General features: G+C 69.6%; 21 protein-coding genes. 15 read left to right on the top strand and 6 right to left on the bottom strand.

The window, feature by feature from the left end:
• Positions 1-681: 681 nt before the first annotated feature.
• Positions 682-1131, bottom strand: coding sequence for a CPBP family intramembrane glutamic endopeptidase (locus FB047_RS16780; RefSeq protein ID WP_167494109.1), 450 nt, complete (start codon positions 1129-1131; stop codon positions 682-684).
• A gap of 1163 nt (positions 1132-2294) precedes the next feature.
• Here FB047_RS16780 and FB047_RS00690 point away from each other — a divergent pair.
• From FB047_RS00690 to FB047_RS00665, 6 genes are all read left to right on the top strand, one after another.
• Complete coding sequence (locus FB047_RS00690) at positions 2295-3806, top strand: tyrosine-protein kinase domain-containing protein (protein WP_136585337.1); 1512 nt, start codon at positions 2295-2297, stop codon at positions 3804-3806.
• 33 nt (positions 3807-3839) lie between these two features.
• Positions 3840-5627, top strand: a complete 1788-nt coding sequence (locus FB047_RS00685; protein WP_136585336.1) for a DUF4012 domain-containing protein — start codon at positions 3840-3842, stop codon at positions 5625-5627.
• Positions 5628-5910: 283 nt separating this feature from the next.
• Positions 5911-6474: an LPXTG cell wall anchor domain-containing protein gene (locus FB047_RS00680; protein ID WP_136585335.1), complete on the top strand. Its 564-nt coding sequence runs from the start codon at positions 5911-5913 to the stop codon at positions 6472-6474.
• A 129-nt stretch (positions 6475-6603) separates the two neighbouring features.
• Complete coding sequence (locus FB047_RS00675; protein WP_136585334.1) at positions 6604-7092, top strand: cupin domain-containing protein; 489 nt, start codon at positions 6604-6606, stop codon at positions 7090-7092.
• A 49-nt stretch (positions 7093-7141) separates the two neighbouring features.
• Complete coding sequence (locus tag FB047_RS00670; RefSeq protein ID WP_136585333.1) at positions 7142-8062, top strand: SMP-30/gluconolactonase/LRE family protein; 921 nt, start codon at positions 7142-7144, stop codon at positions 8060-8062.
• Positions 8059-8700, top strand: a complete 642-nt coding sequence (locus FB047_RS00665) for a formylglycine-generating enzyme family protein (protein WP_205822532.1) — start codon at positions 8059-8061, stop codon at positions 8698-8700. The genes FB047_RS00670 and FB047_RS00665 overlap by 4 nt, the downstream gene beginning before the upstream one ends.
• A gap of 17 nt (positions 8701-8717) precedes the next feature.
• Here the strand turns inward: FB047_RS00665 and FB047_RS00660 are convergent, their stop codons facing one another.
• The gene (locus FB047_RS00660; RefSeq protein WP_319801372.1) at positions 8718-9197 is read right to left on the bottom strand and encodes a MarR family winged helix-turn-helix transcriptional regulator; all 480 of its coding nucleotides are present in this window, start codon (positions 9195-9197) and stop codon (positions 8718-8720) included.
• A gap of 63 nt (positions 9198-9260) precedes the next feature.
• Between FB047_RS00660 and idi the strand changes: the two genes are divergently transcribed.
• Genes idi through FB047_RS00625 form a run of 7 tightly spaced genes read left to right on the top strand, consistent with a single transcriptional unit; the run spans position 9261 to position 14887 of the window.
• Positions 9261-9812, top strand: a complete 552-nt coding sequence (gene idi / locus FB047_RS00655; protein ID WP_136585332.1) for an isopentenyl-diphosphate Delta-isomerase — start codon at positions 9261-9263, stop codon at positions 9810-9812.
• Positions 9809-10876, top strand: coding sequence for a polyprenyl synthetase family protein (locus FB047_RS00650; RefSeq protein WP_136585331.1), 1068 nt, complete (start codon positions 9809-9811; stop codon positions 10874-10876). The genes idi and FB047_RS00650 overlap by 4 nt, the downstream gene beginning before the upstream one ends.
• On the top strand, positions 10873-11742 hold the full coding sequence (locus FB047_RS00645; protein ID WP_136585330.1) for a phytoene/squalene synthase family protein: 870 nt from the start codon (positions 10873-10875) through the stop codon (positions 11740-11742). The genes FB047_RS00650 and FB047_RS00645 overlap by 4 nt, the downstream gene beginning before the upstream one ends.
• Positions 11739-13295, top strand: coding sequence for a phytoene desaturase family protein (gene crtI / locus FB047_RS00640; RefSeq protein ID WP_136585329.1), 1557 nt, complete (start codon positions 11739-11741; stop codon positions 13293-13295). The genes FB047_RS00645 and crtI overlap by 4 nt, the downstream gene beginning before the upstream one ends.
• Position 13296: 1 nt before the next feature.
• Positions 13297-13632, top strand: a complete 336-nt coding sequence (locus FB047_RS00635; protein WP_136585328.1) for a lycopene cyclase domain-containing protein — start codon at positions 13297-13299, stop codon at positions 13630-13632.
• Entirely contained in the window at positions 13629-14000 is a 372-nt protein-coding gene (locus FB047_RS00630; protein ID WP_136585327.1) for a lycopene cyclase domain-containing protein, read from the top strand. Before FB047_RS00635 ends, FB047_RS00630 begins: the two co-directional genes overlap by 4 nt.
• Positions 13997-14887 carry a prenyltransferase gene (locus FB047_RS00625; RefSeq protein ID WP_136585326.1) on the top strand — a complete coding sequence of 297 codons (891 nt, stop codon included), beginning with the start codon at positions 13997-13999 and terminating at the stop codon, positions 14885-14887. Before FB047_RS00630 ends, FB047_RS00625 begins: the two co-directional genes overlap by 4 nt.
• 335 nt (positions 14888-15222) lie before the next feature.
• Here the strand turns inward: FB047_RS00625 and FB047_RS00620 are convergent, their stop codons facing one another.
• Together FB047_RS00620 and FB047_RS00615 are read right to left on the bottom strand one after the other, a co-directional pair.
• Positions 15223-18174: a UPF0182 family membrane protein gene (locus FB047_RS00620; protein ID WP_136585325.1), complete on the bottom strand. Its 2952-nt coding sequence runs from the start codon at positions 18172-18174 to the stop codon at positions 15223-15225.
• 43 nt (positions 18175-18217) lie between these two features.
• Positions 18218-19345 carry a YlbL family protein gene (locus FB047_RS00615; protein WP_136585324.1) on the bottom strand — a complete coding sequence of 376 codons (1128 nt, stop codon included), beginning with the start codon at positions 19343-19345 and terminating at the stop codon, positions 18218-18220.
• Between the two features lie 127 nt (positions 19346-19472).
• Here FB047_RS00615 and FB047_RS00610 point away from each other — a divergent pair, with 127 nt between their 5' ends.
• Entirely contained in the window at positions 19473-20984 is a 1512-nt protein-coding gene (locus tag FB047_RS00610; protein WP_240752401.1) for a zinc-dependent metalloprotease, read from the top strand.
• 890 nt (positions 20985-21874) lie between these two features.
• Here FB047_RS00610 and FB047_RS00605 read toward each other — a convergent pair.
• Complete coding sequence (locus FB047_RS00605) at positions 21875-23626, bottom strand: ATP-dependent helicase (RefSeq protein WP_136585323.1); 1752 nt, start codon at positions 23624-23626, stop codon at positions 21875-21877.
• Positions 23623-24549: an NAD(+) diphosphatase gene (gene nudC / locus FB047_RS00600; protein WP_136585322.1), complete on the bottom strand. Its 927-nt coding sequence runs from the start codon at positions 24547-24549 to the stop codon at positions 23623-23625. Before nudC ends, FB047_RS00605 begins: the two co-directional genes overlap by 4 nt.
• A 109-nt stretch (positions 24550-24658) precedes the next feature.
• Between nudC and FB047_RS00595 the strand changes: the two genes are divergently transcribed.
• Positions 24659-26113 carry a phosphotransferase gene (locus tag FB047_RS00595; RefSeq protein ID WP_136585321.1) on the top strand — a complete coding sequence of 485 codons (1455 nt, stop codon included), beginning with the start codon at positions 24659-24661 and terminating at the stop codon, positions 26111-26113.
• The last annotated feature ends 260 nt before the right edge of the window (positions 26114-26373 follow it).

Genomic DNA, 26373 nt, shown 5'->3' with positions numbered 1-26373 from the left:
TCCCATCCAGATTGGGTCGTCAGTTTCAATTTCTCAAGAAGTCATACTTCTTACGGGGGACCACGACTTGTTTGATGCGACCTTCGCGGGCGCAGTCCGTACGACCCGCGTTGAGGACTACGTCTTCATAGGAACGCGCGCCATAGTCTTACCCGGTGTGACTCTCGAAAGAGGCTCCGCGGTGGGGGTTGGAGCTGTGGTTACCCGTGACGTATCCGCGCACACGGTTGTGGCGGGGGTGCCTGCGCGGCCGCTACCACGTCATCGTCCTCGGGGCCTTGATTATCACGCTGGCTACGGACCACTGTTCCAATGACGCTCCAGTGCTGCGCCCGGATGGATCACCACAATCCAGCAGCTGCACGATTGAGGAAGCCGTCGACCTCGAGCATCGGTCATATGATGCGAGTCCTGGCGTTGCTGGTCCTGACAGCTGACCTCGAAACAGTATGGAGCGTCGTGCCGTCAGTCGCGTGAGGTGAGCAACTTATTCGCGGGGAGTGGCCAGCGGCTCGTCACGCGAACATGAGTCCCATGCGACGCAGTTCCTCGAGCTCCGGGTGCCACTGGTGAGAGGGGCATGACGCATAGCATGTCATGCCGCGATGCTGTATCGACATTGTCGTACACAATCGTCTCGTGCGGATCTCAAAGTAGGCGCAGGACCTGACCGGGGTCTCCTTATTCGAGCATCAGGCCGAACGCGATCAAGATTAGGTAGAGAGCGTTGTACGTAAGATGCATGATGATCGCGCTGGACACTCTCCCCGTCAAGAACACGAGTACGACGGCGGTCAGGCTGAAGAGAAAGAGCTGAAGCGCTCCCGCCAGCGATAGGGGCTCGTAGACGATGTGAATGGCGACGAACGCGGCGGAATTCAGGAGCCCAGCCGTCACTGCCGCTGCAACCTGACCCAGCTTTCTCCTCGCAATTCGGTACATCGTTACTAAGAGGACTCCCCTGAATAACAACTCCTCAAGTGCAGGAGTGATGAGCAAGGAAGGTAGCGCAGCCTCCAGCCACCACGAGAGCCCGTCAGTCGGCGCAGATGGGAATGCGCGCACTGCAGACTCCTCGAAAACGCCCTGGATCGCCCGGACGACCAACCCCAGGGCGAGTCCCCACAGCAAGTCAGTTGGCCTCGCCCTGAGTAGTCCGCTCGGCCTGTCCACTGAAAGCGCAAATACGACACCCAACCCCGTGAACAACCAAAGGAAGCACGAGGAGGCGAGAGCCGACCACTCAAGCCCCGAACGCCCGATCAGCGCGCTTCCCAGAATGCCAACCCCGACACCGCCCAGGACAAGCGCGAGCGCGCTCAGTCCCCTCTGACCTATGCCCCCGCTAGCGTCCCTCCAGTCGGCGCATCGCCCACGGGCTGCACCAGCCGTCTCCGATCGAGACGCGTGCAGGCGACGATATCTGGCCGGTGCTTCCGGAGAATCCGGGCTCGCGGAAGTATCATTGGACACGCTCCAGACTTTACCGAGCCGGTGCCACCTTACCGAGCCGTTTTCAGTCTTACTCGTACCTGGCCCCACCCAGCTCGCCATACTCAGGTTCTGGGCGAATCGGAACAACAGGTCCGGCGCTCCCGCCGAGGGCTTTATTTTCTGAGCGAGGGCTGCTCCCCGAAGCTGCGATACCGCGTTCGGCCCTGGACGTCCGGAGCGAAACGACTCTCGTCACGCCGTAGGGGCCCTAGAAAGAGATTGGAGCTCTTACCCCACGTCCAACGCTTACTTGGGCACCCGGGGCCAGAGTGACCGCCCGCCGGCCACTTAGGAAAGTTGAGACACCTGTCGGGCGATTGCAGGCCGCGCTTTGAGTCTGGAACCGTTCTCGGACTGGGTGCGCAGGTGACGAAGATCCGGATAGACACAGCGGCTGCATCTCGCAGATCTTTGGCGCGCACCGATACCCGGCCAGGCCCCAGGCGAGATCAGGGTCCGGCTCGGGTCGGAACGGCGATCGCGGCCCCGCTGCCATTTTTCTGGCGATCAATACCCAGGACGGCCGGACACAATCGTCGCGTCAGGGGTCTGCGTTGTCCCCACAATGGAGGTACGGGCGGAGCTAACCGGGCTCCCGGTGGCACCCGTCCGCTCGCCAAGCTGCGGCAGGAAGCTGAACGTGGGGCCGAACGGCTTGTCCAACCCGGCAGTTGTCTTCAGGTGCGTGGAGGATCGGTTGAGGCCCGGCCACCCACCCATAACCGGCGCGAAACATGAGATGTGGCAAACTTGGCGAGATTGTCCGATTCCCGGTCGTCAGCCCGTCCTTGAGAGGCACCATGGCGCTCAGCGATTACCTCCGCATCCTCCGCAAGAACTGGCTTGTGATCCTCGTCCTCACCCTTCTCGGCTTGGGAGTCGTGGCTGGATATACCTTCACGCGGACGCCGATTTACGATTCGTCCAGCACCGTTTTCGTGTCGACCCAGGCCGGAGGAACGGCAGCTGAGCTACAGCAGGGCTCCACGTTCACGCAGGCGCGGATAAACACCTACGTAGGATTGACGACGACTCCAGTCGTTCTCGGCCCAGTAATCGATCAGCTCGGCCTACGAACGACAGCTGAATCGTTGTCGGCGCAGGTGAGAGTTTCAGCGGACCTCAACTCCACGCTGATCACGATCAAGGTTTCGGACGCGGATCCTGATGCCTCGGCGGCGATCGCAAACGCAATCGCGACGAGTCTGGCGACGGTAGTCCCACAGCTTGAGCCGGAAACAGGCGATGGCGCCAGCCCTGTCCGCCTCAGTCGCGTCCGTGACGCTCAGCCCGCGCTTACTCCCTCAAGCCCGAACGTGACACTGAATTTGGCAATCGGCCTGCTCGTGGGGCTGGTCCTGGGGATTGCGGTGGCGGTCCTACGTTCTTTCCTGGACAACCGCGTTCGGACTCCGCGGGACGCTGAACAGATCACCTCGGCACCGAGTATCGGCGCCATCGCATACGATGCGCGCGCGAAGGACCGACCCCTCATTGTTCACGCGGACCCTTTGAGCCCTCGCGCTGAATCCTTCAGAACTCTGCGCACCAACCTGCAGTTCCTCGACATGGGTGGACGATCCAGCTTCGTCATCACGAGTTCTATCCCCAGTGAGGGCAAGTCGACTACAACGATCAACCTCGCCATCGCGCTCGCGGATGCGGGGAAGCGTGTCGCCCTTCTGGACACGGATCTTCGCAAGCCCAAGGTCGCCGAGTACCTCGGCATCGAGGGCGGGGCGGGTCTCACGGACGTGCTCATTGGCCGCGCTGAGGTCAATGATGTGATGCTGCCGTGGGGTGGCCGCAGCCTGTACGTACTACCAGCAGGGAAGATTCCGCCGAACCCGAGCGAACTCCTGGGCTCCGCTCGGATGGGAACTCTCATCACGATGTTCGAGAAAGATTTCGACGTCGTCCTCTGCGACGCCCCACCTTTGCTGCCCGTCACCGACGCGGCGATCCTGGCCCGTGTGACCAGTGGAGCGCTGATGGTGGTTTCCGCCGGAAAGACGACGCGTCACCAGCTCACTCTGGCCACGGAAGCTCTGCAGACAGTCGGAGCGAAGCTCGCCGGCTTCGTGATGTCGATGGTTCCGACTCGCGGACCTGATTCTTACTACTCCGCGTACGGCTACGGGTACGGGTACGGGTATCGCGAATCCGCCGATACCCCCAAGAATGCCCGCAATACCTCGAAGAGAACCGGCACGGACAAGAAGAAGGGGACGAAGAACGCCGAACCCGCCTCGATCGAGGAGCTAGGGTTCTCGCCGCGCCGGACCTCGCGCGAGGCGACCCGAGGAGACTGATTAGTGTCGGGAACGCAGTTTCTGCCACCCCGGATGCTCGTCGCAGGTCGCGTCCTGGCGTGGGTTCTCGCGGGCGGGCTGCTCCTGGGCTTCCTCATGACCGTTTGGGTGGCGGTGACGGGGACGCTTGCCTTTCAGCACCTGTCCAAAGTGCAGTCGGGAGCCGCCGACACGGTCGACGCCGTCACGGCCGACCCCGCGTCGGCGGTGGCACAACTCGAAACGCTCGCCGACGAGACGTCCGCGGCCCGCAGTCTCACGTCCGGACCCATCTGGGGCCTCGCCTCGGTGATGCCGTGGGTGGGCCCCCAGCTCGCCGCGTTTCACACCGTGACCGTGTCTGCGGACGAGCTCCTCGCGCAGAGTTTCGTCCCCCTCGCTCGAGCGGCCGAGGGCGTATCCGTGGAGAACCTTCGGCCGACCGGAGGGCGTCTCGACCCCACCGCTCTGAGTGGCCTCGCCGAGCCCGCGCGCACCGCGGCCGACCCGGCCAGGGATGCTGCGGACGCCGTGCGGAACATCGACCGGACGCCGCTCGTCGGCGTGTTGAGTCGAGCCGTTGATCAAGCGGACGAGGTGTTCACGAACTCCGCGACCTTCATCGACGCACTCTCCCGCACCGCGCAACTCCTCCCCGACATGCTCGGCCAAGACGGAGAGCGTCGCTATCTCGTGCTCGTGCAGAACAACGCAGAGTGGCGATCCCTGGGCGGGATATCGGGCAGCGCGATCGTGCTCACGACTGATAGGGGGGCCGTGTCGCTCGGGGGTACCGAGTCAGCTACAAATCTGTCGCGCGATACCAGGCAACCCGTGGTCAATTTGCCCACGGAGATTACCGACATCTACGGCACGCGGCCCGCGCGCTACTTCCACAACCTGACCGAGATCCCCGACTTCTCGATCGACGGACCTCTCGCGAAAGAATTCTTCGCGAAGAAGACGGGCGTCTCCGTTGACGGCGTGATCGCAATCGACCCGGTTGTGCTCTCTTACATTCTCTCCGCCACCGGACCCGTCACTCTTCCCGACGGCGAGAAGTTGTCTTCCGACAACGCCGTGGACCTTCTGATGAACGGGGTCTACGAGCGCTACCCCGACCCCGCCCAGCAAGACGCATTCTTCGCGGCCTCGACCGGCGCCGTCTTCCAGGCGCTTCTCGAGGGGCGAGGGTCTGCCTCCGGCTTCGTCTCCGCCCTCAGTCGCGCCGGAAACGAACACCGCCTCCTCATGTGGAGCGCCGAAGCCGACGAGCAGGCGGTGCTCGCGGGAACGACGATCGCCGGACCCCTGCCCTCCACCGACGAGCGCACGGCACGCTTCGGTCTCTACCTCAACGACGGCACGGGCTCGAAGATGAGCTATTACGTCGCGCCCCAGACGTCGCTGGCGTGGAGCTCGTGCCCGTCGAACGAGGCGTCGCTCCCGCGACAGCTCACCCTTCACCTCGACCTCACGAGTACGGCCCCCGCCGACGCGGCCACCTCGCTGCCCACCTACATCACCGGGAACGCCGCATACGGGACGGCTCCCGGAACGGCGAAGGTGGTCGGCAACGTCTACCTTCCCGAAGGTTTCGACCTGGTTTCGGCGCAGACGACGAATGGCGCGAGCTTCGCCCGTGCCACCTTCGACGGGCGGACCGTGCTGACCTTCGGCGTCGACGTGACGCCCCAGCAGACCATCGGCGTCGACGTCGTGGTCCAGGGAGCATCCCCTGCAACGGAGGCGGAGGCGTTCGTCACGCCCACCGCCGACGCGGCTCTCGATCCCGTGGTGCGTGCGTCGTGCCAGTCACGCGCGGTCGCGACCCTGGAGTAAGCCCGGAGCGACCACTAGAAGGGCTCATTTTCCGCGGCCTTTCCCGATCCAATGCGGAGCGTGGAGACGAAATGCGCCCCCGTCGCGCGCGTGACGGACTGCTTGCGAAATGTTTACGTCGCGGAAACCGCATTGATTTGCTAAAGGGCGGATCCCTAGGCAATACTCAGGAAGGCTCTCAACACACGCACCCGCTTCATTCTCGGCCCCATCTGCGCACCACGGTCACGGGGAACGAGCGGACCATCCATCACCGGTAGCCCGGATTCGAAAGCAGGCAGTCATGAAGCACCTCACCAAGGCAGCGGCCTCGGCCGCGATCGCGGGCGCGCTGCTCCTCGCAGCTCCCGCCGTGGCCCAGGCCTACGTGCCGGCGGGTCCCGACACCCAGACCTTCACCATCACCTCCGACGGCCCCGTTCCGGTCTCGGGCTTCACGCCCGGTGCCGAGACCGTCTTCACCCTCTCGGGTGTGGGCGTCACCGGCGCCAACATCGCGACGGCGAACCTGCCCGTCACCGCGGCCTCGGTCACCAAGATCGCTGACGCCAACGGCGTCGCCACGGCCACGGTCACCCTCCCCGCCAACCCGGTCGGCACCTACACCCTCGCGGTGACCGGCGCCCGCGCCGAGAACAACGGCGGCGGCAGCGGTGCCGGCACCGGCGGTGGCGCGGCCGGCGGCGGCAGCAACAACGCCGGCGGTAGCAACGCCCTCCCCGCCACGGGTATGGACGCGGAATCGCTCCTCGGCATCTGGGTCGGCGGCGGAGCCCTCGTGCTCGCCGGTGGCGCGATCGCCGTGGCTGCCAAGGTGCGTCGCACCCGCCAGGAGAACCACTCCTGAGGCACACGCCTTTCCCGAAGGGGCCGTTCCGACTCGCGTCGGGGCGGCCCCTTCGGCATCCCGCCCAGACGCGATCACGAGACGTCAAGCCACCATCGCGCCCGACCGCGCGGCGCTTGACTCGAGGGCATGCACACCACCACGACAGCCCCGCTCGACAACGACGGCCGCGACGCAGACACTCCCCCGGCGCTGCCGTTCGTGCACATGTGGACCGACCTCGACGGCAGGAGCCGGCTCGACGAGTCGATGCTCCGCGGCTTCGGCCTGCAGAGCGTCGGCGGCGGAGCCGATCCGCAATGGATGCGCCCGTTCCCCGGCGAGGTCACGGCCGTGCTGTTCGCGGCGCTCCCGGTCGGATGGGTGGGGCAGTGGCATCCGTCTCCCCATCCGCAGTGGGTGATCCCGCTGCGCGGCCGCTGGTTCCTCGAGACGCAGGACGGCTCGCGCGTCGAAATGGGCCCTGGCGACATCCACTTCGGGCACGACACCGGCACCGCCGAGATCGACGGCAAAAGCGGTCATCTGTCCGGAACGATCGGCGACGAACCGTGCTTGCAGGTGCTCATCCAGTTCTCCACCTCACCCGCCGCGCCGACAGCCCACCCCTTCGGCTGAGCCCGTCAACCCGGGCCGGCCCACCGCGCCGACAGGCTTGACTGGACGCATGCCCCAGATCCCCATCGACGGCCGCGTCCTCCAGCCGCCGCGTGAGCCCCGTTCGGTCGACGTCGCTCCCCCGCGGGTGTGGGACGAGCGCCTGTCGGCCGTGCTGCCGGCATCCGCTCGCCTGCTCTCGCTCTACGACGACGCCACGTGGGCCGAGGGGCCGGTGTGGTGGCCCGCCGAGAACGCCCTCGTCTTCAGCGACGTCATCGGCCGCCGCACCCTCGCGCGCTACGACGACGGCCGCATCGTCACGGTGCGCGACCGCAGCGACTTCGCCAACGGCAACGCGATGGATGCCGCCGGCCGACTCGTGCAGGCCGAGCACGGCCGCCGCGGCGTCAGCCGCACCGACGAGAACGGCACGCGCCTACTCGTCGACGCCTTCGAAGGGAAGCCGCTGAACTCCCCGAACGACCTCGTCGTGGCATCCGACGGGGCGATCTGGTTCACCGACCCGACCTACGGCATCTCGGACCCGCGCGAGGGCTACCCCGCCGAGCCCGCCCTCTCGCACCAGAGCGTGTACCGCTGGCACGACGACACCGGCCTCGCGCGCATGATCGACCTCGATCAGCCCAACGGCCTCGCCTTCAGCCGCGACGAGCGCACGCTCTACGTCGCCGAATCGAACGCCACCGCCCTGCCCCGCGTCGTCGCGTGCAGCTGGGACGGCGAGACCCTCGGCACCCCGCGCACCTTCGCGACGGTGGATGCCGGCATCCCCGACGGGTTCGTCGTCGACAGCCGCGACTGGCTCTGGATCTCGAGTCAGGCGGGAGTCGTGATCGTCGACGAGCACGGGCAGCGCCTCGGCGTCATCCCCACCCCGCACGTCGTGAGCAACTGCACCTTCGACGCCGACGAGAAGCGCCTGTTCATCACCGGCGACAGCGACCTGTGGATGGTGGAACTCGCGTGAGCGATGTGGAGATGGCGCGGATCCCCGCGGGGCGCGTCCTGCGCGGCGACCAGCGCGGCACCGAACGCCGCGAGATCGAGGTGGCGGCGTTCGAGATCGGCGTCTACCCCATCACCGAGGAGCAGCTGGCGGAGGTGCTCGGCATCCCCTCTCGGCATCCGCGTCGTCCCGCCACCCACCTCAGCTGGCTGCGCGCGATCCGCCTGTGCAACGCGCTGAGCGAGTGGGAGGGCCTCGACCCCATCTACTCCTTCGACGGCGAGGTCGTCACCGCCGACACCGACGCCGACGGCTTCCGGCTGCCCACCGAAGACGAGTGGGAGTACGCCTGCCGCGCGGGAAGCGTCAACGCCGCCTACGGCCCCGTCCGCGAGGTCGCCTGGACCTCCGCCGACGGACTCAGCGCCCCCGTCGACGTCGGAGCCCGGATGCCGAACCTGCACGGCCTCTTCGACACCCTCGGCAACGTGTGGGAGTGGTGCAGCGACCTCTACGACCCCGAGGGAGAGAGCGACGCGCGGGTATTCCGCGGCGGCGGGTGGTCGGACGCCCCGGCGCTCGTGCGCGCCGCGGCCCGACGGGGCGGTCGCCCGCGCGACGCCTTCGACGACGTCGGCATGCGCGTGGCGCGGGGGTGATCCCCGGCCGCGCCTGCTCAGTCGTCGGTCGAGATCGCCTCGGTCAACTGATCCATGAACGACGCGACCGTCTCGAGCTGCCGATCGTCGAACTGGGCGGCCATCTCGCGCATCGCGCCGAGGTGCGCGCCGAAGTGCTGGAAGAACTCCCGGCGCGACTTGTCGGTGAGCACCACGACCCGCGCACGACCGTCGGAGGGGTGCGGTCGGCGTTCGAGATGGCCCGAGGCGACGAGGCGGTCGATGAGTTTCGTCGTCGACGCCGTCGAGATGCGCAGATGCGTCGCGACGTCGTGCGGGCTGACCATCTCGCCGCGCGTCTCGCGGATCGTCAGCATGCGCAGCGTGGCCAGGTCGCTGGCGTTCATGCCCATGTCGCCCTTCATGCCGCTGTGCATGCGGTCGAGAGCGTCGCTGAGGGTCTGCACCGCGCGCAGTGTCTGGGCGATGGCGGGTCTTGTACCAGAAGTCGACACGGCGTTGTCCACAGTGGACACCCCCTTTCACGCTGGGTATAGTCAGGCTCACATCGCTAGCTAAACTAGCAAACGGGAGGCACGATGAGCGAGACCGAATATGTCGTCCTCCTGGACGACTTCGGAAACGAGATCGGCACGGCGCCCAAGGCGAGCGTGCACGGCACCGACACGCAGCTGCACCTCGCGTTCTCGTGCCACGTCATGAACAGCCGCGGAGAAGTGCTGGTCACCCGCCGCGCCCTGCACAAGAAGACGTGGCCCGGCGTGTGGACCAACTCGTTCTGCGGCCACCCCGGCCCGGCCGAGCCCGTGCTCGCCGCCGTCCACCGTCGCGCCGAGTTCGAGGTGGGCCTGACGGTCCGCGACCTCGAGCTCGCCCTCCCCCTCTTCCGCTACCGCGCGGTCGACGCCAGCGGCATCGTCGAGCACGAGATCTGCCCGGTCTACGTCGCGCACACCGACGACGAGCCGCAGCCGAACCCTGACGAGGTCGCCGAGTACCGCTGGGTCGACCCGCTCGACCTCGCCGCCTCGCTCGAGGCCACTCCGTGGGCGTTCAGCCCGTGGCTCGTCCTCCAGGCGCAACAGCTGCACCTGTTCGAGACGCCACCCGCGGTGAGGCGCGCGTCATGATCACGCTCGACTCCACCCCCCTGGCGCGACAGGGCATCGACGCCGCCATCGACTACGCGCTCGAGCGCCTCGACCGACGGGTGGGTCCCCTCGGCGACGGCGCGCGGGCCCTGGCATCCTCGATCCGGCGCGCAGCGAGCGGCGGAAAACGCTTCCGCCCCCTGCTCGTCGTTTCGGCCTTCGAGACGCTGCACGGTCCCGCGATCGCCCGCCCCGCCCTGTACGAGGTCGCGGCCGCGTTCGAACTGCTGCACACCGCGTTCGTCGTGCACGACGACGTCATCGACCACGACGTCGAACGCCGCGGCATGCCCAACGTCGGCGGGGAGTTCCGCCGCCGTGGTCTCGACAAGGGCGCGGATGCCGACGGCGCGGCGCTCCTCGGAGACGCCGCCGCGATCCTCGCCGGCGACCTGCTGCTGCACGAGGCGGGGCGCATGATCGCGGTCGCCGAGATCCCGGCATCCATCCGCGAACAGCTGCTGCAGCTCGTCGACGACGCGGTGCTCGTCTCGGCCGCGGGCGAGCTCGCCGACGTCGAGAACGCCGTCTCTCCCGGGGAGATCGACCCCGAGACGGTGCTGCGCACCACGCACGACAAGACCGCCGTGTACTCCTTCTCCGCCCCGCTGCAGGCGGGAGCCGTGATGGCCGGGGCGGAACGCTCCACGCAGTGGGCTCTCGAGCGCTTCGGTGAGCGGCTGGGACTGGCCTACCAGCTCGTCGACGACCTGATCGGCGCGTTCGGTACCGCCGCGGCCTCGGGAAAAGACGAGGGATGCGACCTCCGCGAGGCGAAGAAGACGCACCTCATCTCGCTCGCCCGCGAGAGCACCCACTGGCCCGAGGTGAGCGCCGCGCTCGCGCAAGCTCACACCGGACCCGTCGCCGTGCGCGCCGCGCAGACGGCCCTGGCGAAGTCCGGCGCTCGCTCGCGCCTCGAGGTGCTCGTGTGCGAGACGCTCGACGAAGCGGTCGCGATCGTCGAAGCCTCGACGCTGCCCACCGAGTGCCGCCTCATGCTCATCGATCTCGTCGAGGCCGTGCAGGAGCGCATTCCGTGAGCAACGCCCCCACGGGTCTCGAGCTGTACTCGCAGACGGCCGACGACGTCGCCGCCGCCGTCATCTCGCGCTACTCCACGTCGTTCGGCATCGCCGCGCGCCTGCTCGGCCCCCGGCCCCGCCCGCACGTGCGCAACATCTACGCCCTCGTGCGAGTGGCCGACGAGATCGTCGACGGACCCGCCCACGACGCGGGCCTCCCCCCGGAGCGCGAACGCGCAGTGCTCGACGCCCTCGAGGCCGAGGTGGCGGATGCCATCGCCTCCGGGTTCAGCGCCAACCTCGTCGTGCACGCCTTCGCCCGCACCGCGCGCGAGTGCGGCATCGGCGACGACCTCATCGCCCCCTTCTTCGCCTCGATGCGCACCGACCTCGACACGGCCGCGCACGACGACGTCTCGCACGACGCGTACGTGTACGGCTCCGCCGAGGTGGTGGGCCTGATGTGCCTGCAGGTCTTCCTCAACGCCGGCATGTCGGCGCCCGCGAAACCCGCCGCCGACCTCGTCGACGGCGCGCGACGCCTCGGCGCCGCCTTCCAGGACGTCAACTTCCTGCGCGACCTCGCCGACGACGCCGACCGCCTCGGCCGCGACTACCTCGACGGCGCCGCCGACGACGAGCGGCGCACCACGGTGCTCGATCGCATCGACTCCGACCTCGCCGCCGCGGCATCCGTCATCCCCCACCTGCCGCCGGACTGCCGCGCCGCTGTCACCTGCGCGCACGACCTGTTCGCCGAGCTCTCGCGACGGCTGCGTCTCTCCCCCGCGGGCGCGCCCCGCGTCCGCGTCCCCGACGGTGTCAAAGCCACCCTCGCCGCCCGCGCCCTCCTCGGGCGTCCTCCGAAAGGTCCCCGCTCATGAGCGCCCAGCGCATCGTCGTCGTCGGTGGCGGAATCGCCGGTCTCGGCACCGCCGCCCTTCTGGCCGACCGCGGCCACGACGTCCAGCTCTTCGAAGCGCGCGACGCCCTCGGCGGTCGTGCCGGATCGTGGGAGAAAGACGGCTTCCGCTTCGACACCGGGCCGAGCTGGTACCTCATGCCCGAGGTGTTCGACCACTTCTTCCGCCTGCTCGGCACGAGCGCCGACGAGCAGCTCGACCTCGTGCGCCTCGACCCGGCGTACCGCGTGTACGGCCCTCCCGGCAAGGGCGAGCCGATCGACATCGTCTCGGGCCGTGAGGCCGTGCGCGCCCTGTTCGAGGAGCACGAACCCGGATCGGGCGACAACCTCGAGGCCTACCTCGACTCGGCGAAGGACGCCTACGAGCTGTCGACGTCGAAGTTCCTGTACGACCCCTACTCGTCGACGAAGGGCCTGCGCGACCCCGCGCTGATCAAGCGCCTGCCCACGCTCATCCCGCTGCTCACCCGCACGCTGTGGAAGCGAGTCACCGACGACTTCAAGAACACCCGCCTGCAGCAGATCCTCGCCTACCCCGCGGTGTTCCTCGGCGGCTCCCCGTTCGAGGTGCCGAGCCTGTACCACCTGATGAGCCACCTCGACCTGGGCGACGGCGTGCTGTACCCCAAGGGCGGCATGACCGAGATCATCAGCGCGATCGAGAAGCTCGCCCGCGAACGGGGCGTGAGCATCGAGACCTCGTCTCCGGTGGATGCCATCATCACGGCATCCGGAGTCGCCCGCGGCGTGCGCCTCGCCGACGGACGGGTGATCGCCGCGGATGCCGTGGTCTCGGGCGCCGACCTGCACCACACCGAGAACGACCTGCTCGAAGAGAAAGACCGCCAGTACCCCGAGAAGTGGTGGGACGACAAGGTGCCCAGCCCCGGCGCCCTTCTGCTCCTGCTCGGCGTCAAAGGCGAACTGCCGCAGCTCACCCACCACACGTTGCTGTTCACCGACGACTGGCACACGAACTTCGACGCCATCTTCGGCGAGAACAAGCGCATCCCCGACCCGGCATCGATCTACATCTGCCGCCCGAGCGCGTCCGACGACTCCGTCGCCCCCGAGGGGCACGAGAACCTCTTCGTGCTCGTCCCTGTGCCCGCCGACCCCGACAGCGGTCGCGGCGGCGTCTCCGGCGCGGGCGACGCGCGCATCGAGGCCGCGGCCGACCGCGTCATCGCGCAGATCGGCGAATGGACCGGCATCCCCGACTTCGCCGAGCGCATCGTCGTGCGCAAGACGATCGCGCCCGAGGACTTCAAGGAAGACCTGCACGCCTGGCACGGCAACTCGCTCGGACTCGCGCACACGCTCAACCAGAGCGCGATCTTCCGTCCGAAGAACCGCTCGCGCAAGGTCTCGAACCTCTACTACGCGGGTACCTCGGTGCTCCCCGGCATCGGCCTTCCCATGTGCCTGATCTCGGCCGAGCTCGTGGTCAAGCGCATGACGGGCGACAAGACCCCCGGCCCCCTGGCAGAACCCGCGCGCGCGGCGGTCTGACATGCCCGGGCTCTACCTGGGCGCGATCCTCTTCTCGTTGGTCGGCATGATGCTCATCGACCTGAAGTACTCCCTGGCGCTGCGGGTCGCGCCCGTGCGCACGACGGTGACGGTGCTGCTCGGGACGGTCTTCTTCCTCGCCTGGGACATGGTGGGCATCGTCACCGGGGTGTTCGTCAAGGGTGAGAGTCCGCTCTTCGTCGGGGTGATGCTCGCCCCGCACCTCCCGCTCGAAGAGGTGTTCTTCCTGCTGTTCCTGAGCTACCTCGCCGTCGTGATGTTCGCCGTGTTCGAGCGGCGCGCGCGCAGCCGCTCGCGCGCCCGGGGGTCGTCGTGACCTACCCGCTCATCGTCGTGCCGTTCGTGCTGCTCACCGCCCTCGTCACCCTGTCGACCGCCCGGCGTCCGCGGTTCCGCGAGCGCATGGCATCCTCGGGTCTCACCGCCCTCGCGCTGCTGGGCCTCACCCTCGTGTTCGACAACCTCATGATCGCGATCGACCTGTTCTCGTATCCTCAGGAGCACCTGAGCGGCCTGCGGCTCGGCCTCGCACCGATCGAGGACTTCGCCTACCCCCTCTGTGCGGCGTTCCTGCTGCCGGCGCTGTACACCCTGCTGACGCCCCGGACCCACCCCGCCGCCCGCTCCTCGCTCCCGCCCCGCACGCCGCCTCCGCCCCGACTGACGACGAAGGACACCGCATGACCACGCCCGCCCTCACCCCCGGTCGCGTGGTGCGCGAGCTCTTCGTCTCGTCACGGCCCGTCAGCTGGATCAACACGGCCTTCCCCTTCGCCGCCGCCTACCTGCTGACCACGCGCCAGGTCGATGCGCCCCTCATCATCGGCATCCTGTTCTTCCTCGTGCCCTACAACCTCGCGATGTACGGCGTGAACGACGTCTTCGACTACGAATCCGACCTGCGCAACCCGCGCAAGGGCGGCACGCACGGCGCCGTGCTCGCCAAGCGCATGCACCCCATCACGCTCTGGGCCTCGGCGCTGTCGTGCCTGCCGTTCGTCGTGTACCTCGTCATCATCGGCTCGCCGCTGTCGTGGCTCGTGCTCGCGATCAGCCTGTTCTTCGTCGTGTTCTACTCGGCGCCCCCGCTGCGGCTCAAGGAACGTCCGTTCCTCGACTCGATGACCAGCAGCATCCACTTCTTCTCCCCCGCCGTTTACGGTCTCGTGCTCGCGGGCGCGGTCTGGACGTGGCAGCTCGTCTTCGTCTTCGTCGCGTTCGCACTGTGGGGCATCGCCTCGCACGCCTTCGGCGCGGTGCAGGACGTCGAGGCCGACCGCGCCGCCGACATCTCGTCGATCGCGACCGCCCGCGGGGCGCGCTGGACCGTGCGCTTCGCGCTCACGGCGTACGCCCTGGCTGGTGTCGCGATGCTGTTCACCGCGTGGCCCGGCCCCCTGGCCGCCCTTCTCGTGATCCCGTACCTGGTCGTGTGCTGGCCCTACCGCAACGTGACGGATGCCGACAGCGACCGCGCCACCGCCGGATGGAACCGCTTCCTCTGGCTGAACCAGATCGCCGGCTTCGGCACGACGATGCTGCTGATCTGGTGGTGGTTCCTGAGCGCGTGAGGCGGGGCGGGGGTGCGGCGGTGCGCGGTGCGGTGCGGGGGCGTGCGCGGCGCTGCGCGGTGCGGGGGCGCCGTGCGGTGCGGGGGCGCTGCGCGGGGGCGCTGTGCGGTAGCGCTGCGCGGTGAGGCAGCGCTGTGCGCCGGTACGGCGTGGGCGCGGGATGCCGAGACTGCACGGAGCTGACGAGACGGTTGCAGGATGTCGCCGAGTTGTCAGCGGCGTGCAGTCTCGCGGGCTCGGGCGGGGGCTCGAGACTCCGCCGCACACGGAGACGCCGCCGCACACGACGACGCCGGCGCCCCGCGGAAGCGGAGCGCCGGCGTCGGTGCGAGGGGTCAGCCCGCGGGCGTGGCCTCGGGGGTCGGGGTCGGCGTGGGCGACAGCGTCGCCGTTCCGCCCTGGCCCTGGCTCTCGAGGTCGAGCAGGCGCTGTACGGCTGCGGTGAGGCGCGCGTCCTGGGCCGCGAAGCCCGACAGGTCACCGCTGGTGAGCGCCGCCTGCCGCGCGTTCAGGGCGTCGCGTGCTTCCTGAAGCGCCGCCGCGTAGTCGCCGGCCGGGACCGACGGGTTCGTCGTGGTGCCTCCGCCCGCGTTCTGATCGCTCGGTGTCACGCTCGAGTCACCGGTACTCGCGCCGGAGTCACCGCCGAACAGCGTGTCGAGCGCTTCGCTCAGCGTGTTCTCGAACGCGATCTCGTTGCCGAAGGCCACGAGCACGCGGCGCAGCTGCGGGAGCTTGGTGTCACCCGAGGACTGCACGAACACCGGCTGCACGTACAGCAGACCGCCACCGACGGGGAGCGTCAGCAGGTTGCCCGGGAGCACCTGCGACTGACCCTGCTGCAGGATGTTGATCTGCGACGAGACGTTCGTATCCGAGTCGAAGGTGTTCTGCACCTGACCGGGTCCGGGGACCGTGGTCGCCGAATCGATCACGAGCATGCGCAATCGTCCGTAGTCCTCGCGTTTGGTGCCCTTCTCGGCACCCGCGTTGGAATCGACGGCGAGGTATCCGGTGAGCACGTTGCGCGCCTGGCCACCCTGCGATGCCGGGATGAAGCTCGTGAACATCGAGTACGTCGGGTCGTCCTGACTCGGCATCTTCATCGTCAGGTAGTACGGCGGCTGGAAGGTCGCCGGGTCCTGCGGGTCGTTCGGGGTCGTCCACCGGTTGTCCTGACGGTAGAACGAGGTCGCGTCGTCGACGTGGTAGACGCCGAGCATCGAACGCTGCACCTTCATCAGGTCGGTCGGGTAGCGCACGTGGCTCATCAGGTCGGCCGACATGTCGCTCCACGGCTTCAGCGACGAGGGGTAGATGTTCTGCCAGGCCTGCAGCAGCGGGTCCTGGTCGTCCCACGCGTAGAGCTGCACGGATCCGTCGTAGGCGTCGACCGTGGCCTTGACCGAGTTGCGGATGTAGTTGATGTCATCCAGCGCGTAGGTCGGGGCCGGGTTGTTCGAGTCGGCGATCGCGCGCGAGAGCGAGACGCCCGTCGAGTACGGGTAGTTCGAGCTCGTCGTGTACCCGTCGATGACCCACTTGATGCGACCGTCGACGACCGTCGGGTAGGGGTCGCTGTCGAGCGTCAGGTACGGCGCCACCTTCTGGACGCGGTCCTTGGGGTTGCGGTCGTACAGGATCTGCGAGTCGGCGTTCACGCTGTCGGAGAAGAGGATCTGCTCGGACTGGAACTTCAGCGCGTAGATGAGGCGGTTGAAGACGTTGCCCACGCTCGGACCGCCGTTGCCGGTGAACGTCGTACGGGTCTCGGTGCCGCCGTCGGCGCCCAGCGGGTAGTCGAGCTCGATCGGGTCGGTGCCTTCGGGCGCGCCGACGATCGAGTACGGCGGGGAGCTCTCGCCGAAGTACACGCGGGGCTCGTAGTTCAGGTCGGTGAGGAAGCCCGTGCCCGGAATGGCCTGCTCGAGGAAGACCGGGTCGCCGTCGGCGGTGCGCTCGTTACCCGCGGCGGCGACCATTCCGTAGCCGTGCGTGTAGACGAGCGTCGTGTTCTGCCACGACGCGGCGTCGCCGAGCTGACCGATGTTCAGCTCGCGCAGCGACACCACGGTGTCCTGCGTCTTGCCGTTGATCGTGTACCGGTCGACGTCCAGCGGGTTGGTGAACTGGTAGTAGGCGCGGTACTGCTCGAGCTGGCGAACGGTGGGGCCGATGATCGCCGGGTCCATGATGCGCAGCTGCGCGGTGGACTCGGCGTCGTTGCGAAGCTGACCGGCCTCGGCCTCGGTGGTCGCCTGGAAGTTCTCCTTCTCGACCTTGTCGATGCCGTACGCGGCCTTCGTCCCGTCGAGGTTGCGCTGGTAGTACTGGCTCTCGAGCGTGAGCTCGTTGGGACGCACCTGGAAGGTGGTCACCGCCCACGGGATCGCCGCGCCCACCACGATCGCCGAGACGACCAGCAGAGCGGTGCCGATGAGCGGGTAGCGCCAGCGGCCGATGAAGGCGGTCACGAAGAAGGCGAGGGCGACGATGACCGCGGCGATCGCGAGGATCGTCTGCCCCGGGATGACGGCGTTCGCGCCGACGTAGCCGGGACCGGTGATGCGCTCCGACGGCTCGACGAGGGAGCGGAAGCGGTCGAGCCACAGGCTCGCACCCTGCAGCAGCAGGTACAGGCCGGCGAGGATCGCGAGCTGGATGCGCGCGGCCTTCGAGATGCGCAGCTCGCGCTGACCGACGCGCACCGAGCCGTAGAGGTACGACACCACGGCCGTCAGCAGCAGGCAGACGAGCACGACCGCCGAGGCGAAACCGAGGGCTGCGGCGTAGAACGGCATCGCGAACAGGTAGAAGCCGGTGTCGAGACCGAACTGCGGGTCGGTCGTCGCGGTGGAGACGCCGTTGGCCCACAGCCAGGTGGTCTCCCACTGCGCGGATGCCGCGAACCCGGCGAAGAAGCCGAAGAAGATCGGGATGCCCCACATCGCCAGACGGCGCAGCGGCTCGACGACCTCCTGGTAGCGGTCGAGCTGCGAGCTCAGACGCGCGTAGACGGGTCGGAGGCGGTACGCCAACTGGATCGCACCCCACACCGGAACCGCCATCGCGAGGAATCCGACCGCGAACATCACGGTGCGCGCGATCCACTGGGTGGTGAGCACCCCTGTGAAGCCCAGCTGCTGGAACCACAGCCAATCGGAGTAGAGGTTCGCGAAGACGAAGAACGCGACGACGAGCGCTGCGATCACCGCCAGGGTGATCGAGATGATCCGTCGGGAGCGGTTCGGGGGCGTGGCCTGATTCGGCGCTGAGGTCGTGGTCACCTCTTCATCCTAGGCGCGCCGTTCTCGGGGTTCGCCGTGAATGCTACGATCCCGAACCACACGTCGGCAGGGCGTCGAGATCGCCGCCGTCGCGGATCGTCTGCAGCACCGTGAGCGACTGTTCGAGGGTCGCGGTCGAGAACACCCGGATGCCGTCGGGCACGTGCCCCACCACCTCGTTGCAGTTCGACTCCGGGGCGAGGAACACCGTCGCCCCGGCATCCCGGGCTCCGTAGAGCTTCTGCCGGATGCCGCCGATCGGACCGACGTTGCCGTCGGCGTCGATCGTCCCGGTGCCGGCGATGTGCTGGCCCCCGGTGAGGTCTCCCTCGCTCATCTTGTCGATGATGCCGAGCGCGAACATCATGCCGGCGCTGGGTCCGCCGACGTCGTTCAGCTGGATCTTGACGTCGACGGGAAGGTCGAACGACTCCTGCAGGCCGATGCCGAGCAGCCACTGCTGCTGGCCGTTCGCCTCGGTCGACTTCGGCGTGATCGTCGCGGTGCCGGCGACGCCGTCGCGCGTGTACGCGACCGTCACGGGCTTGCCCGCCGCGGCCTGCACGGCGGCGCGGATCGCGTCGATGTTCGCGGCCGCGACGGCGTCGACCGAGGTGACGACATCGCCCACCTGCAGCGCGCCCGCGGCGGCCCCGGCGTCGTCGACCGTGCCGATCGCGATCTCACCGGGCACGTCGTACCCGAGCTCGCGGAGGGCTGCGGCCGACGCCTCGAGCTGAGAGTCGCTCATCAGGGCGGCGTTCTCGGTGTTGCGCTGCTCGGTGGTCTGCCCGGCGGGGAAGATGCGGTCGATGGGCACGACCGCGCGGGAGCGGTCGAACCAGGCCATGGCGAGCTCGATCCACGACGGCGTGCGCTCGCGGTTGCCGCTGACCTGCACGGTGAGCAGGTCGAGCTGACCGGTGGTGGTGCTGTCCTTCTCCTCGGGCACGGTGATGAGGGGCGTCTCCACGCCGTCGGCGTTGGTCGACGTGCCGAGCGTGTTGTAGACGGGTCCCGGCTGCTGGATGACGTACGCCGTGGGCAGGAACGTCATGACCAGGAGCACCACGAGCGCCACGGCCAGAGCCCACACGCCGGCGACGGTGGCGCGGCTCCAGCGCTGTCGGGGCGCGGGCACGAGGGAGACGTTCTCGTCGAACAGCGTCACAGTGGGGGTCCTTCGTCCGGGTCGTTCGCGCGCGGCGTAAGCGGCGAGGGGCCGGGCCGACTGTTGCGGGGAAACGTGCGACTAGCGTAGATCTCGTTCCCCCAGACCTGGCTGAAAGGCGGCTGAAGTGGCAGACGACGACCGGAGCCCCGAGGAGGAGTTCCAGGAGCTCATGCGTCGCCTCATGTCGGGCGACACCAGCGGGATCGACCCCGAACAGCTCTCCCGCCTATCGGGGATGCAGATCGACCCGGCGATGCTGCAGCAGGTGATGAACCAGCTGCAGGGCGCGTTCTCGGGCACGCAGGAGGGCGTCGACTGGAGCCTCGCCGAGCGTCAGGCGCTCCACATCGCCAACCAGGACGGCCTGGGCGTGACCACCGGTCAGCGCACCGACCTCGATCAGGCGTTCACGCTCGCGGGCCTCTGGCTCGGCGAGGCGACGACGATCAGCGACCTCCCGCGCCCGCCGCGCGCCGTCACCCGCGGCGCGTGGGTGAGCGCGACCCTGCCCGTGTGGCAGGAGCTCGCCGAGCCCGTCGCGACGAGCATCGCCGACGCGCTGACCACGGCTCTCGGGCAGCAGGCCCCCGAGGACATGCAGGACATGATCGCGGGCGCCGGGCGCCTCATGCGCACGGTCGGCGGGTCCCTGTTCGCCACGCAGCTGGGGCACGTCGTCGGGCGCCTGTCGACCGAGGTCGTCGGCGGGGGCGACGTCGGCATCCCCCTCATGCCCGACGGCGACGCGGCGATCCTGCCACAGAACTTCGCCGATTTCGGCCGCGATCTCGAGATCCCCGACGACCAGCTCGCCCTGTATCTCGCGACGCGTGAGCTCGCGCACGCCCGCCTGTTCCGCCACGCCCGCTGGCTGCGCCTGCACGTGATCTCGCAGGTGCGCGATTTCGCGCACGGCATCCGCGTCGACACCGACGCCCTCGAAGAGCTGGCGTCTCGGTTCGACCCCTCGCAGCCCGACGAGCTGCGCGGTGCGCTCGAGAGCGGCGCGCTGCTGCCCGAGCGGTCCGAGGAGCAGACGGCGGCGCTCACCCGGCTCGAGAACCTGCTCGCGACCATCGAGGGATGGGTCGACGTCGTGACCGAGGACGCCACCTCGCGCCTCCCCTCCGCCGCGCGCATCGCCGAAGCGGTGCGTCGCCGCCGCGCCGTCGGCGGACCTGCCGAGCAGGCGCTCGGCTCGCTCGTCGGTCTCGAACTGCGCCCGCGGCGCATGCGCGAAGCCGCCGCCATGTGGCGCGCGGTCACCGCGGCGGTCGGCGTCGAGGGGCGCGACGCGCTGTGGGACTACCCCGACCTCATGCCCTCGTCCGACGACATCGACGATCCCGCCGCCCTCATCGCGCGGGTCACCGCGGCGTCGCGGGGCGAGGCCGCGCCCGCCGACGCGATGGACGACGCCCTCGCGCAGCTGCTCGCCGAAGAGGCGAGCGGCGGTCGTCCGGATGCCGAGGGCTCGGCGCCCGGCGATCGTACGGATGCCGCCGGGGCGACGGATGCCGCGACCCCGGCGTCGGCGGACGAGGTCGGCGAGAACGGGTCGACGGGTGCCGACGACTCCGGGCCCCGCGCCGACCCCGATGACGACGCCGCCCCGGGAGACCAGCGACCGGTCTGACGACGCACGGACGTGGCGCGGCTCTCCGCCGCGCCACGTCCGTCCCTTCGTTCATGCGCGGCGACGCTTCTGGAAGGGGCGACAGAGCGGATGACGGATCGACCTGGTCTCGGCAGCCACCCGTGAGCGCGCCGTGGGGATGACGCGGCACCGCTCCTCCCCACCGCCGTAGGTCGGCGCAGGACGTGTGGACAACGGCATCCGGGGGCTGACGGCGCGCCATGATCGGGCGATGATCCGTCTCTCCGCCTCCGCCCTCCCCCTGTGGCGCGACGACGGCCGGGTGCAGTTCGGTGCGCCGCCGCTCGCCGTCGCCCCCTACGCCGCCGACTGGATCGACGTCGTGGTGCCCGCCCTCGTCGAGGGGACGACGCGCGCGGCCGCGCGCAATCTCGGACGGCTGTACGGCGCGCCCGAGGGGCACGTCGACGATCTGCTCGCCGCCGTTGCGCCGGCGTGTCGCTCGCGGCGACGGCATGCCCCGGTCGTCGTGCAGACCGCGGACGATCTGCCCGCGCGCGCCGTGCGGGCGGTCCTGGCCGCTCTTCCCGCGCGGGCGCGCGTGCTGTCGTGGGCCGGACCGGCCAGCGAGACGGCGCCGCCCGGATCAGCGGTCGTGATGCTGGGCGCCTACCGCGTCGAGCCCCGACGGGCGGCGACATTCATGAGGGACGACATCGCGCACCTCCCCCTCGTGCTCGACGGCGGCCGGGCCCGCGTCGGACCCGTCGTGCGACCGGGCCTCACCGCGTGCTTGGCCTGCCTCGACGCCGATCAGCGCCACGACGACCCCGACTGGCCCGTCATCGCCGCGCAGCTGGTCGGACGACCTCGGCCCGAGGTCGACGTCGCCCTCGCGGCCGAAGCCGGGCGCGCCGCGCGGTTCCTGCTCACCGCTCCGGGCGCGCCCCAGACGCGGTCGCTACGCCTCGACGTCGATTCGTTCCGGCGGGTCTGGGAGCTGCATCGGCCGAGCGCAGACTGCCACTGCCGATCTCTCGCAGAAAACGCGACGGAGACCGCTCCATCCGTCCGAAACCCCGAGCCCAGCTCACCGACAGGGTGCGCGCCGCGCGCGTGACGCCGACGTAGGCGAGACGGCGTTCCTCGTCGACCGCCTCGAACGTCTTCGCATACGAGATGGGCAGCAGCCCCTCGCTGACGCCGATGAGGTACACATGGTCCCACTCGAGTCCCTTGGCCGCGTGCAACGTCGCGAGCGTCACGGTGCGCGTCGTCGGTTCGTGCTGGTCGCGCGCCCGCGCCTGCAGGTCGTCGGTGAACCCGCGCAGATCCGTTCCCTCCGGAGCCTCCTCGGCCAACCTCAGGAGAGCGGCGCGCGCCTCCCACGCCTCGCGCAGGGCACCGCCGGCCTCCGGCGGATCGTCCGTGAGTCCCACGCTGCGCAGCACGTCGCGCACCGTGCCGAGGAACCCCGTCTGCATCGGAGCGACCGACGCCGCGCGCAGTGCCATGAGCGCCTGCCGCACCTCGGGCAGGTCGAAGAACTTGCGCCCGCCCAGCACCGAGGCGGCGATCCCCTTCGCCGCCAGGGCGGTCATGATCGCCGCGGACTGCGCGTGGGAGCGGTAGAGCACGGCGATGTCGTGCGGGTCGACGCCCCCGGCCAGGGCCTCGGCGATCGACCGGGCGACCGCGACGGCCTCGGCCTCGTCGTCGTCGAAGGCGCGCACCGTCGGAACGGGGGCCTCCTCGGCGCGCGCGGCGACGAGTTCGAGCGCCCCCGCGCGTCCGCGCATGAGGTCGTTGGCCACCGCGAGCACGGGAGCCGCGGAGCGGTAGTTGCGCTCGAGGCGCACCACCCGCGCATCCTCGTGCGTGCGCTCGAACTCCAACAGGTAGCGCGCGTCGGCACCCGTGAACGAGTACACCGTCTGACTCGCATCGCCCACCACGCACAGGTCGCGGCGGTCGCCAAGCCACAACTCCAGCAGGCGGTTCTGCAGGGGCGACACGTCCTGGAACTCGTCCACCGTGAAGTGGCGGTACTGCTCCCGCACGGCCGCCGCCACCCGCGGCTCCGCCTCGATCATGCCCGCGCACGTGAGCAGCACGTCTTCGAAGTCCATCTGCCGCCGCTCGTCTTTGAGCTTCTCGTAGGCGCGCTGAAGGGCGACCACCTGATCGACACCGAGACGGCCCACCCCCTCGGGGCGGTCGGCCGCGTACTGATCGATCGAACGGAGCGTGACCTTGCGCCACTCGATGGACGCCGCCACGTCGCGCAGCGTCGCCGTGTCGGGGGCCAGGCCCACGCCGTCGGCCGCGTGAGCGAGCATGCGCACCTTGTTGTCGATGATCGACGGCGCCTGATCCCCCGCGAGGGTCGGCCAGAAGAAGTTCACCTGCGCGAGGGCGGCTGCGTGGAACGTGCGCGCCGAGACGCCCGAGACGCCGAGGGCGCGCAGTCGCCCCCGCATCTCACCCGCCGCCTTCGCCGTGAAGGTCACCGCCATCACCCGCTGCGGAGAGTAGGCCCCGGTATCCACGCCGTGCGCGATGCGTCGCGTGATCACCCGCGTCTTGCCGGTGCCGGCGCCCGCCAGCACGCACACGGGACCGCGCAGAGCCCGAGCCGCCTCGAGCTGGTGCTCATCGAGCCCGTCGAGAGGACCTGTCACGCGACGCCCCGATACCAGTCCTCGATGAGCCGACGCGCGATCGATGCCGGGCCGGGCAGCTGCGCCGTCCCCTCGCCGCGCAGGGACGCGCCGATCTCCTCGCGATCGAACCACCGCACCTCGACGATCTCTTCGCCGTCGGCGCGCGCGTCGTCGTCGTCGTCGATGACGCGCGCCCGGAAGCCGAGCATGAGCGAACGCGGGTACGGCCAGGCCTGCGACCCGCGATACGCGATGTCGTCGAGACGGACGCCCGACTCCTCCCCGACCTCGCGCCGCACCGCGTCCTCGAGGGACTCCCCCGCCTCGGCGAAGCCGGCGAAGCAGGAGTACCGATCTCCACCCCACGCGGCGTTGGCCCCGAGGAGGATCCGATCGTCGGACTCCGCGGACTGCACGAGAACGATCACGGCCGGATCGGTGCGCGGGAAGTGCTCGCGACCGCAGTTCGGGCAGTGCCGCGACCATCCGGCGTGGCGCACCTCCGTGCGCGTTCCGCACGCCGGGCAGAACGGAGCGTCGCGCAACCAGCCCGCCAGGGCGACCGCGTTCGTGAACACCTCCGCCTCCGTCACCGGCAGATCGCCCCCTGCTGCCCGCAGCGCCGCCCACGCGGCATCCGGGACGAGATCGTCGGGAGCATCGTCGGCCACGACGGCCAGCAGCACCGCCGCGCCGTCGGCCGAGCGGCCGAGGAACGCCCACTCGCGCACGGGGACGTCACCGGATGCCGGCGATCCCGCCTCGACGAGGACCAACCGCCCGTCGCGCATCGGCGCCGCATCACGACGCACGAGCAGGACGCGGCTCGACCGGTCGGCACGCAGACGGCCGAGCAGAGCGTCGTCGACGCGCTCGTCTCCGGAACGGTCGACGCGCAACGGCTCCGACGCGTCGACCGGGATGGGCGCGGAAAGCGGCATCGGGCACCTCTCTGGTGGCGGCTGCGGACGGGGAACGGGAAGGCCCGACCTCACCGCAGAAGGGCGTGGCGCAGGCCGAGGGGTGAAGCCCCGACCTACCCTGGGGGGCATGGCACGCTCGCCCCTCATTTTAGCCGCGTCGGCGACGGCGGCCCTCCCGCGCACCGCGATCTCGAGCGTCAGTGCGCTGACCGAGAACAGCGGCGGACGCTTCGATTCCGCGCTCGCGACGACCGACGACGGACGCGACGTCGTCGTGCGGATGCCCGCAAGCGACGAGGCGTCGTCGGATCTCGCCGCGGAGGCGCGAGCTCTGCACGCGCTGACCGCGGGAGTCCGCGCCCTCCTGCCGTTCGCCGTGCCCGAAGTGCTCGGCGAGGCCGGGTCGGGCGCGCAGCGCGTGCTCGTCGTCGACCACATCGACGGGTACCGCATCGACCCCGCGCACCTGCCGAAAGGCCCCGGCTACGCTCCGGCGATCGGCGCCGCGCTCGCGGCCGTCCACGCCCTGCCCGTGTCGATCGTCCGCACTGACGGACTGCCCGTCCGCTCCCCCGAGCAGGTGCGCGACGACGTGAAGAGGCTCCTCGATCGCGCCGACGCCACCGGACGCGTCAGCGACGATCTCATGCTGCGTTGGCGCCGCGCCGTCGACGTCGACGACCTGTGGCGTTTCGAGTCCGCCGTCGTCCTCGGCGGGGCCACCAGCGCCTCGGTCGTGCTCGCCGACGACGAGCACGACGTGCCGCACGTGGTCGGCATCCTGGAATGGGGCGGTCTCAGCGTCGGCGACCCGGCTGTCGATCTGCGCTGGCTGGCATCCGCTCCCCTCGCCGCCGACGACGTGCACGAGGGTTACGCGGCGGCGGGCGAACGCTCCCCCGATCCGTTGCTGCGCGAGCGCGCCCGTTTCTACGCCGAATTGGAGTTCGCCCGCTGGCTCGTGCACGGTCACGACGCGGGTGAGAGCGATGTCGTCGCCGACGCGGTCGCCCTGCTCGACGCCCTCGCCGACGGGGTGCGCGGGGACCACATCGTGCCCGATTCCCGCAGCGACATCGACGACGCCATGGCCCTCGTCGAGTCGGTGCCTCCCGTCGCCGCGCCCGCCGTCGTCGACACGTCGATGCAGACAGACGCCTACGACCCCGAAGCCCTGTCGCTGTACCTCTCGGCCGAGCGCGATCGCGTCGCCGCCGCGGAGGCTCTCGCCGAAGCCCTCGACGACCACGATCCGGATGCCGACACCGGCGCGATCCACGTCGATCAGCTGCCCGCTCGAGACGACGTCGACCCCGAGGAGACCGCCCCCCTCGACCTGGACGGGTGGGACGACGACGACGCGCGCACCCAGGGGCCCGCCCTTCGCGGCGAGACCGCGACCACCTCGCTCTGGGGCTCGTCGGCCGTGTCCGGCGACGCCGGCGAGGGGGCCGAGCCCGCGATCCGCGCGCACCACGATCCCGCCGAGCCCGACCCCTCGCCGGTCGACGATGAGGAGGATGCCGCGCGCGCGAGCCGCGCCGCCCTCCGACGCTGGGGCGTCGCAGACGACACGATCTGACGCCGCAGCGGCGGGCTCTCGCGGCTCTTCCTGGGGCGGCAGGTTTCCCCATCTGCTTGCCGTGGGCTCCCACGGCGGCGGGTTTCCACAGATGCTCGCCGTGGGCTCCCACGGCGGCGGGTTTCCGCAGCTGCTCGCCGTGGGCTCCCACGGCGGCGGGTTCGCTGCGCGTACCCCCTCGGCAGTCGGCTCTCCAGATCTCCCCGCCGCAATGGGCGCCCCGTGCCGGCGGCTCCCGCAGTCTCTCGCGCCGGTGGAGA

Source organism: Microbacterium hydrothermale (assembly GCF_004854025.1).
GTDB lineage: Bacteria > Actinomycetota > Actinomycetes > Actinomycetales > Microbacteriaceae > Microbacterium > Microbacterium hydrothermale.
This window is presented reverse-complemented; position numbering and strand designations above follow the sequence as displayed.